The sequence below is a fragment of the Stenotrophomonas sp. HMWF003 genome (assembly GCF_003061285.1).
Classification (GTDB): domain Bacteria; phylum Pseudomonadota; class Gammaproteobacteria; order Xanthomonadales; family Xanthomonadaceae; genus Stenotrophomonas; species Stenotrophomonas maltophilia_AP.
This window is the reverse complement of sequence record NZ_QAIW01000063.1, coordinates 1-2,555: the sequence shown is the minus strand read 5'-3', so window position 1 is coordinate 2,555 and position 2,555 is coordinate 1. Positions and strand designations below refer to the sequence as shown.

The following is a 2,555-nucleotide window of genomic DNA, read 5'->3' as shown; positions in this document are numbered from 1 at the left end:
AACCCGGCCAGGGCTATTCGGACCGCATCCAGAACCGCCCCGACGCCACCGACATCTACGCCCGCCCGCAGAACACCGCCTACAACGTCAACGGCGTGCAGCGCCAACGCACCAACGCCCAGGCCACCCTGCAGTGGAAGCCGGCCGACAATGTCACCACCACGCTGGATTACACCTACGTGGAGAACAAGGTGCAGCAGCAGCGCAGCGAGTTGTCGGTGTGGTTCAACTACGGCCCCGGCGACAGCACCTGGACCAACGGCCCGATAGCAGCGCCGATCATCTACAGCGAAGACGTGGTCAACGGTGACGTGGCCATGGGCGGCATGAAACTGGCCACCAAAAACAGCATGGATTCGCTCGGCTTCAATGTGGACTGGGAAGTCAACGACGCGCTCAATCTGTCGTTCGACGTCCACAATGCCACCGCCGAATCGCAGCCGGACAGCCCCTACGGTTCGGCCGGCGTGCTCGGTGTGGCCGCCTATGTGCGCGGCAAGACCACCGTGGACTACAGCGGCGACCTGCCGATCATCAACATCGCGCTGCCGCCCGGCGGCATCCAGGCCAACCAGGCGCTGGTGACCGGTTCGGTCTTCCAGAACAGCTACAACAAGTCCAAGGTGCAGCAGTACCAGGGCAGCGGCACGTTCAAGTTCGCCGACTATTCGGCCCTGGACTTCGGCGTCGGCCATACCAAGGTGGAAAACCGCTCGGCCTCGGCCATCATGCAGCGCGATACCTGGGGCGGGCTCGGCGACCCGGCCGACTACGACGACAGCATCTGGTACGCCGATGACATGGGCAAGTACTTCGATGCGTTCTCCGGGCACGGCGACCCGCGCCTGACCGGCCAGTTCCTGGTGTTCGATTTCGACCGCCTGCGCGAACGTGCCGGCCAGGTGGCCGCCAATGGCGAACCGCCCTGCCCCACCTGCTACCTGGCCCCCACCGAATACACCGAAGACATCCGCACCACCGAAACCTCCAAAAGCGCCTACCTGCAGTACCGCACCACCTTCGACTGGTCGATGCCGCTGCATGTGGCGGCGGGCGTGCGCTACGAGCAGACCGAGGTGGAATCGACCGCGCTGGTGCGCGTGCCGACCAGCATCAACTGGGGCTCGGCCAACGAGTTCAACCTGGGCTATGCGGCCGAGGGCACCTTCATCGGTGGCAAGGGCAAGTACGACTACGTGCTGCCCAACGTCGACCTCAAACTGGACATCACCGAGGCGCTGGCGCTGCGCGGCAGCTACAGCCGCAGCATCGGCCGCCCGGGCTGGACCCAGATCGACAGCGGCCGTCGCTTCGATAACATCGTGCGTACCCAGGGCGGCACCGGCTCGCGCGGCAACCCCGGGCTGGAGCCGCTGCTGGCGGACAACTTCGACCTGTCGCTGGAGTGGTACTACGGCGAATCCAGCTATGCCTCGCTGGGCTTCTTCCGCAAGAACATCAAGAACTTCATCAGCAACACCATCGTGCGCGACAACAGCGCCGGGCTGCATACCCCGGTGGGCGGCACCTACTGGAACGAGGCGCTGGCATCGGGGTGCGGCGTGACCGACATGCCCTGCATCCGCGATTACATCTTCGCCAACCATGACGGCGACCCGGGCGTGACTGCCACCGGCACCAACTCGGCCGGCCAGCGCACCGGCACCATCGTCGGCCAGCCGGGCGACCCGATCGCCGGGTTCGACATCACCGTGCCGGCCAACCAGCGCTCGGACCACCTGGACGGCTGGGAACTGAGCGTGCAGCAGCTGTTCGGGCAGACCGGTTTCGGCCTGGCGGCCAACTACACCAAGGTGAAATCCGGCCTGACCTTCGACAACCTGAGCCTGGGCGACCAGTACCCGATGATCGGCCTGAGCGACTCGGCCAACCTGGTGCTGTTCTACGAGAAGTACAACTGGCAGGTGCGTGCGGCCTACAACTGGCGCGACACGTTCCTCAACGGCATCGGCGGGCAGGGCCCGAACCCGAACTACACCGATGCCTACGGCCAGCTGGACCTCAACATCAGCTACGCGGTGAGCGACCAGCTCACGCTGAGCCTGGAGGCGATCAACCTGACCGACGAAACCATGCGCACCTATGCGCGCCACACCAACATGCTGCGCTACGCCACCCAGACCGGGCCGCGTTACATGTTCGGGGTACGCTACAAGTTCTGAGCACGGGGACCACGGCGCGATGACAGGCCGGATCGAGGAAGTGCAGGGGCTGGACCCGGCGCAGCTGCACACGCAGCTGCCCGGCTGGACCACGCCCAAGGTGCTGCGCGGGCTGGTGGCGCACTGGCCGATGGTGGCTGCGGCACGCACATCGGCGGCCGCAGCGGTGGCGCATCTGAAGCAGTTCGACCACGGCCAGATGCCGGTCACCGCCACCACCGCGCCAACACAGGCGCAGGGGCGGCTGTTCTACAACGCGGACATGAGTGGCTTCAACTTCCGCCGTGAGCAGATCGCCCTGAAGGTGGTGCTCGACACCCTGCTCAAGTACCAGCCCGACCCCGACCCGCCCGGCATCTATGTGGCCTCGAC

General features: G+C 65.7%; 2 protein-coding genes. Both read left to right on the top strand.

Annotated features, from left to right (window positions below):
- Nucleotides 1-2,183 (top strand): TonB-dependent receptor (locus tag DBR34_RS02265; RefSeq protein ID WP_128095544.1); only part of this gene is annotated, 2,183 nt, incomplete at its 5' end.
- 19 nt (nt 2,184-2,202) lie between these two features.
- Nucleotides 2,203-2,555: cupin-like domain-containing protein (locus DBR34_RS02260; protein WP_343125601.1), on the top strand; the 353-nt coding region annotated here is incomplete at its 3' end.